The organism is Limnofasciculus baicalensis BBK-W-15, from assembly GCF_024178385.1.
GTDB lineage: Bacteria > Cyanobacteriota > Cyanobacteriia > Cyanobacteriales > Coleofasciculaceae > Limnofasciculus > Limnofasciculus baicalensis.
In genome coordinates, this window is the sequence record NZ_JAMZMM010000321.1 from 1 (window position 1) to 7,132 (window position 7,132).

The 7,132-nt window shown below is 44.9% G+C and carries 6 protein-coding genes; 4 read left to right on the forward strand and 2 right to left on the reverse strand.

The window, feature by feature from the left end; all coding sequences use genetic code 11:
• Nucleotides 1-28 precede the first annotated feature (28 nt).
• Complete coding sequence (locus NJ959_RS23205; RefSeq protein ID WP_254014117.1) at nt 29-289, reverse strand: hypothetical protein; 261 nt, start codon at nt 287-289, stop codon at nt 29-31.
• Between the two features lie 249 nt (nt 290-538).
• Here NJ959_RS23205 and NJ959_RS23210 point away from each other — a divergent pair, with 249 nt between their 5' ends.
• The 3 genes from NJ959_RS23210 (at nt 539) to NJ959_RS23220 (ending at nt 5,361) form a co-directional block, all read left to right on the forward strand.
• Nucleotides 539-790 (forward strand): DUF6737 family protein, encoded by a 252-nt coding sequence (locus NJ959_RS23210; RefSeq protein WP_254014118.1) that lies wholly within the window; start codon nt 539-541, stop codon nt 788-790.
• A 129-nt stretch (nt 791-919) separates the two neighbouring features.
• The gene (locus NJ959_RS23215) at nt 920-3,193 is read left to right on the forward strand and encodes a PP2C family protein-serine/threonine phosphatase (RefSeq protein ID WP_254014119.1); all 2,274 of its coding nucleotides are present in this window, start codon (nt 920-922) and stop codon (nt 3,191-3,193) included.
• A gap of 548 nt (nt 3,194-3,741) precedes the next feature.
• On the forward strand, nt 3,742-5,361 hold the full coding sequence (locus NJ959_RS23220) for a CHAT domain-containing protein (RefSeq protein ID WP_254014120.1): 1,620 nt from the start codon (nt 3,742-3,744) through the stop codon (nt 5,359-5,361).
• Nucleotides 5,362-5,482: 121 nt separating this feature from the next.
• Here the strand turns inward: NJ959_RS23220 and NJ959_RS23225 are convergent, their stop codons facing one another.
• Nucleotides 5,483-6,037: an EF-hand domain-containing protein gene (locus NJ959_RS23225; RefSeq protein ID WP_254014121.1), complete on the reverse strand. Its 555-nt coding sequence runs from the start codon at nt 6,035-6,037 to the stop codon at nt 5,483-5,485.
• Between the two features lie 414 nt (nt 6,038-6,451).
• On the opposite strand from NJ959_RS23225, the gene NJ959_RS23230 reads away from it, so the two are divergent.
• Nucleotides 6,452-6,985: a Crp/Fnr family transcriptional regulator gene (locus NJ959_RS23230; RefSeq protein WP_254014122.1), complete on the forward strand. Its 534-nt coding sequence runs from the start codon at nt 6,452-6,454 to the stop codon at nt 6,983-6,985.
• Nucleotides 6,986-7,132: the final 147 nt, after the last annotated feature.

A 7,132-nucleotide genomic window follows, 5' to 3' on the forward strand; every position in this document is an offset into this window, starting at 1 on the left:
CCACTCCCCACTCCCCACTCCCCACTCCCTATTCCCTATTCCCTCGCTTTTGCTTGATAAATTGCTTAAGCGACTTACGACGATTTTCCAGAAAGCGACTCCAAAATCCTGGCATAAAACGATCCATAGTTTCCACTAGCGCCCAAACCTCCAAGTTAATCGTTTGGTAGATAAATTCTTGCGATTGCTGAAGTTCGGCTATTTTTTCGTCTATTTCTAAAGTGACAGGCGAATGAATCTCTTGACATGATGGATCGATTGATATATCGCAATTTAGAGGAGTCATCATAATAAGTTGCTTGGAGAAGAGAAGTCGAGTGAACTTAGCTAATAGGAAAGGACGAACAAGCAACTGTTACCAGGAGCATTTCGCCTAATCCCAAGTTTTCTGGAGGTGAGATAATTAATTTGGATGCGTGTTAAGGTAGCTTACATCCTATAGTAAGTAGATTCCGGAACGATCGCGAGTGTTGTGCGATTGAAGTCATTGTGACAAATGTCACGAATATAAAGTAAATTTGTAGGAACAAATCAGATCTTGTCTAGACAACAACCTTTAAATCCTTGGAATTATAAGCCTTGGTGGTGTCAGCCCTGGTCTATCCTATTGACAGGATGCTTGATCGTCGCGGGTAGCTGGGCGGTGACAAAAACCATCTGGGTAATGGCGCTGATATCCATGCCTATCCTGCTATGGTGGATATACTTCTTGTTAGTGTGGCCTCGGCTGATCCAGCTCAGTGGTGTTATGCCTGATGAAGAACAAGAAACCCAAAATCCAGTTTCTTAGGCGGTAAATTAGCAGAACCTTCAGTCAAAGGCTAAAATTTGTAATCAGTAGGATCGTTTTGGCGATTCAAGTTGCACTAATGCGAGTTGTACCAAAACGATCCCTAGGTGAACTTAGTGACGAAGTTTCATGGCAAATTCTGCGGGAACCCTCCAATGCCCTAATCATAGCTGTCAGGAGCCTAATCACCAGAGTGATAAATTCTGTTATCGCTGTGGTACGCCCTTGATTAAACGTTACCTGTGGGCGATGGGATCGGGGATAGATCCTTATAAACTGGGAGATGCGATTGCGGATCGCTACCTGCTAGTGGGTGAACGGATTCTTTTAGATACTACCCCCGCTGTATCACCAGACACACCTGAAGAAGTCCCTCCAGAATTTCTGCCCTATCTAAAGCTTTCTCCCCATCGGTTGCATATTCCTCAAGTTTACGGGCGGCTGAAGGTGACAGAAAAACGCCGTAACTCAGAAATCTGGCTCTTAGAAGACGTACCAATTCGGGGAAGTGAGGCGGGGGAGGATGAAGGAAAGCTATTTTCTGAATTAACAAGTATTTGGCAAAATACCTCTGCCGTGCGCCAACTTAACTGGTTATGGCAGTGGGCAAATCTATGGCAACCACTTCTAGATCAAGGTGTTGCTAGTAGCTTGATGGAAACTTCCTTCTTGCGAGTAGAAGGTTCCCTCCTCCGCTTGTTGGAGTTAAAAATCGACCGCAAAACCCCACCAACTCTACAACAACTCGGTCAGTTATGGTTAACTCTAATCGATGGGACATCTCCTGAGATCAAAAGATATTTCCAGGAAATTTGTACCCAGCTAACCCAAAAACAAATTACCACATCAGACCAGTTAGTGACAATATTGGATCGAGGACTATCCGACTGTGCTAGATCCCAAAAACGTACCTATAAAATTGTTACAGCTACAGATTCTGGGCCAAGTCGGGATCATAATGAAGATGCCTGCTATCCGCCCAGTGGCGAGTTAATCATTTCAGAAACAGATACTAATACTTTAGCCATAGTCTGCGATGGTATTGGTGGGCATCCAGGAGGTGAAATTGCATCCCCTTTAGCAATTAATACTCTCTACCAGAGATTAGAAACCCTGTCAGAATCGCTAGAAAAATGGCATCCAGAAAGTATAAATATTGAATTAGAAGAGGCAACTTGTGCCGCTAATGATGCGATTAGCGATCAAAACGATCGGGAAAACAGATCCGATAGACAGCGGATGGGTACAACACTGGTTATGGCTAAAACCTTTTCCCATGAAATGTACATTACTCATGTGGGAGATAGTCGAGTTTACTGGGTGACGAAACAGGGATGTCACCAAGTTACTCAAGATGATGATTTGGCATCCCGTGAAGTGAGATTAGGATATTCTCTTTACCGAAATGCACTACAACACAGAGCCTCCGGTTCTTTGGTACAAGCATTGGGGATATCATCATCGGCAACATTACACCCAACTGTACAGCGGTTTGTTATTGATGAAAGTTGTATTTTTCTACTTTGCTCTGATGGATTAAGTGACTACGATAGAGTGGATCAATACTGGCAAAAAGAAATTATCCCTATTCTCGAAGGTGGGACCGATTTGCCCACAGCAGCGGCAAGATTGATTGATATTGCTAACACCCAAAATGGACATGATAATGCTACCGTTGCCCTGGTTTATTGTGAAGTGACACCATATCCAGAAAGTGGACAGACTGAACTTTCGCCTCCTCAGCTAGAATTGATTCCACCTATATTGGCAAATCCGGCGAAGACTGCCATAAGCAAAATGCCGCAAATAGCCACTGAGAGGAACAATAATCGTCCGTGGTGGTTATTATTTGTCATGGTTTTATTTTTTGGGTTAGGTGGAGTAATCGCTGCGATCAGATTTGGCGGAATCGATCTAGTTGCTCGTCTTATTGGCAGGGGAGATCTAGCCAGTATCAACACTTCACCAGATAATGTATCCGATCCAGAAATAACTCGATCCCAACCTGAAAGTATACCAGAAACTAGTCCATCAGCTCCAGAAATAACTCCAACATCAGTTTCAGGTTTAGATGTACCAAAGCTGATAGAATTGAAGGAATTAATTAAATCTCATAGTAAAGATATTTCCCTTGTTAAAGAACCAGGAAAACTATTAAAAGTAGGACTAGTACCTAGAGGTAGTATTTTACAAGTTATTGGGAGTAAAAAGCATCAAGAACAAGAGTGGGCATTGTTGAGAGTTTGCTCGATTGGGAATGAAAATGTTGAGGTTGAACGACCAATTCCCAGGGAAAAACTGGTGAAAAAAGGAGATGTTGGTTGGGTGAAAGCAGCAGATGTGTTAGTTGAGCCAAATTTCCAATCGACAACTGAGCAAATAAGTGAGTGTTCGGGTAAGTAAGCTGCTGCGCAGTTAAATTGTATATTCTGAAAAAGAGTCACATTGGCTCAAATCTTTCCCTACTCCCTACTCCCTACTCCCTACTCCCTGTCTTCATTATTCAATTTAGCCGCTTAACAGCTTAGTTGGGCTTCTCTACCCACACTTAGCGCGTAAGGGGAAGTGTGGGTAGAGAAGCCAAGCAAGCAAAGAAAGTCCAAGATTCGGTAGACTAATTGACACTCCCCGGTCTAAACTTCGGCAAGCTCAGTTACCAGACACGGGGATTCTTAAGACTTCGCAGCCTTAATATCCTGATTTATCAGGTTCCCGGGCGCAATCCTTCTACCTTAAAGGCGGTCTGCTATCCTAGTCTTACAACTAGCTCCTCGGTCGTATACTTTCCTCCAGTCCGGGGGTAGGTTTTTATGTCTTATACTGACTTGTTAAGGATATCATAGCAGGATAAATCCTGCCATTGCCTTTCATCCCCGTGACTTTAGTCCAGGGTTTTCAGGCTATTGTCTTATAACAAAACAGATTATTGTTGCTCTAATTGTGGGCGTTTAATGTTGCCACCTGAAAATCCTTGCCTCAGTTTAGCTATTGCCCGTCTCTCCTCCTCTGAGGCGGATAACTTTGCCATTTGGGTAATTGAAGCCCCTTATCCTGATGGCTATGTTCATCATGACTCAATATGGCCTGAAAGTCTGACTCAGACGTGGCTGGCGTGGCAGCAAATGTTTTCCCTGGGAGATTTGCCCCACGTACCCTTAATCCATTACGCACCGAAAACAAATCCGACTTTACCCCCTGATTCTGACATCACACTTCCAGATCCCACAATTAGCTACGGGGGGCGTATGATGCAGCGCTTGGGGGTTGAGCTGTGGCAGTGGCTGTTTGCAGGTTCAACTCAAACGGCGTTGGCGGAAAGTCGCGGTGTTGCCAGAGGGCAAAATAAACCGCTCCGTTTGCGATTGGAAATTCGTCATCCCGATTTCATCCCACTTCCTTGGGAAATCATGCAAGAAATGGCGGGTAAGCCTGCGGTATCTCTATCACCACAACTGCTATTTAGTCGCACGACTAGTAATGTTGACTCTCTCCAACTCAGAAGTAACAACCAACAGGTACTCAATGTGTTACTAGTATTGGGACAGGATGCCTATCGTTCTAACCGTTTAGCTGTTGGGTTACAGCTAGAACAAGAAGCTGCGGCACTTGAGGAAGTCTTTAAAGCATCCGGGCAAGGAAAGCTGACTTCTGTTCCTTGCCATGTGAATAAATTACTACAACCGACAAGAGCGGAACTTATTGATGCTTTAGAAAAGGGTTTTTACAATATTGTCTTTTATGCGGGTCATGGCGAACCAGGACCCGATGGCGGCTTATTATTTTTAAACTCAGAAGCTACCATCAATGGAACTGAACTTGCTCAAGTTTTAGTAAGAACTCAAGTAACATTAGCAGTATTCAATGCCTGTTGGGGCGCTCAACCTGACCAAGAGGCAGGACGAACTATTCCCCGTAGTAGCTTGGCTGAGGTGTTAATCCACCATGGGGTTCCAGCAGTTTTAGGGATGCGAGACTCAATTGCGGATCGAGAATCCCTTAGTTTCATTAAAAGTCTAGCTCAATCTCTGGCAGAAAGGATGCCAATCGACCAAGCTGTGGCAATCGCCAGACAGCAACTTTTGACCCTATATAAATTTAACCAACCTGCTTGGACATTGCCAGTTTTGTACGTCCATCCAGAGTTTAATGGAGAGTTAATTGCACCCTTTGAACAGGTAATTACCGAACTCCCCAGCTTTCAAACTAACTGGGATGGTCCCCCTGTGCCAGTTGCTTATTTGCGTTCAGTCGCATCAAGCGATAAGGTTTGGCGGATTTGGGGTGGGCTAATGCGGGTAGGAAGAAGTCAAGAAAATGACTTGGTGATGGAGCAAGAAATGTGGGTGAGTTACAAACACGCGGAAATTATCTGCCGTGATGTTTTGAGTGAGGAAGGAAGGGAACCTACTTACTTTCTGCGGGATTTTTCTCGCAACGGCACTCATATTTTACTCCCCGATGGTTGGGAGAGAATCCACCATCAGGAAGTGCCATTAAAATCGGGTACGCAGTTAAAGTTTGGCAGTACTCACAGTCAATCCTTGGAATTTGTGATTGAAGCGGGGGAATAGACAAAAGGCGGTTTAGAAACTATAGCAAAAGTCAAAAGTCAGGCATTCAAAAATCAAAACTGAAATGCCTGCTGTGACTTAGTTCTAGCTTTTTGGATCTCCTAACCGCCTAATGGGACATTTATGGTTTGAGGGGACCTAGCAGCCAGTAGCCGGGAGAATCGGGCGAGTTGTCAAAGTAATAAGCGCGGATGGCTTCGAGGAGTTCATGGGTAGTGATGAATCCATCCTCGTCCAGATCAAGGCGGCGGAATCCCTCGCGGGCATCTTCCTCGGATAGGTGCATCATAGCACCAGTCCAGCGGATCTCATCAGTCACAGAGAGCTTCCCGTCGCCATCCTCGTCAGCGATATCCATAATGGCACAAAGGAAAGGCACGTAGCCCTGGTCAAACGTTTCGGCGCTTTCTAGTAGTCCCGACGCGAATGCTGCTTTATACTCACTCTCGCTGATGCGCCCGTCGGTGTTTGTATCGGCGACTTGAAGCAAGTGTTCCCAAAGGCCTAAGCTAAGATCGAGGAGCCGTTGTCGGGCAGGAGATTCAGATTCGTGGCCGAATTCTTCAGCCAGACGCGCGACCGACATCTCGAAGTCGATCCGCTCAATAAAGCCGTTGCCATTCTCGTCGTAGGTGCGAAAGCGTTGGGAGATTTTGCGCTCCAGGAAATTGTCCATGTGAAATCATGTATATTTCTATAAATAATAAACGCGATGTGCAATTTAATGTTACGCCTGTCGAGTCATTCTGGCAGTTTCAGGCCTAATCCCTTCCACCCAAGGACTTCAGTATCTTCCACCTGGATAACTGTTCGGGGAATGTCAAGCGCTGCTGCCACGCTAGGTTCGCTCATTTCAATAAGCAGCCGCTAAATAAATAGCCTAAAACCCTTACCGTATATCCAAATCTTTCGCCCTTCCACAAGAGTACCTATGCTTGAAGTATCTGAAGAGCATTCTGAATGGTTATTGTTTGGTAAACTTAAATTTTCCACTCAAACAAACAAGACTTGCACAGTTCTGTATCACTTTTAGGATACAGTTTCTCACCCAGCAACTGGGCCTCAATAGCGAGTAGCAAATCCGTAAGCCATGTTAACCAGTGTTGAGCGTCTATTATTTGTCAGGGGTGTCCCAATTTTCCAAGAATTGCGGGACGATTTTTTGGTTCGCGTCGCCTCTGTGATGGATGAGCTATCTTTCCCCGCCAACCACACTATCGTTACCCAAGGGGAAGAAGGGCGATCGCTTTATATTATTGTATCTGGTTTGGTACGGGTTCATATTGGCGATGCCTCTGGGGAGGGAAGCGATCGCAATGGAGATGGGGAGTGCGATCGCAACGGCAGCCAGAGGCATCGCATTTTAGCTGATCTCAATCCGGGACAATGTTTTGGTGAGATGTCTTTATTTGATGCCGAACCTCGTTCCGCGTCAGTTACTACTAGGGAAAGCTGCAATTGTCTGGTATTAACTCAGTTACAACTTTACGACGCAATTGATGAAACACCAGGAATTGCGATTAATATTATCCGCTTGCTTTCCCGCCGGATTCGGGAACTCAATCATAGGTTAAATACTTACCAAGTCAAAAGTCCCGCACCGGATTTTAGTAGGACTAATTAACATAAGTTGCTAGTTATCTTTTTAGGAATGGCTAATGGTAGAGAAAAAAGCACTATCAACAATTAGCAATTTTAGGATCTCCCCCCACTCCCCACTCCCCGGAATAGTTCTCAGTGTTGAGTTCTCAGTTTTCAATTAAAACTCAAA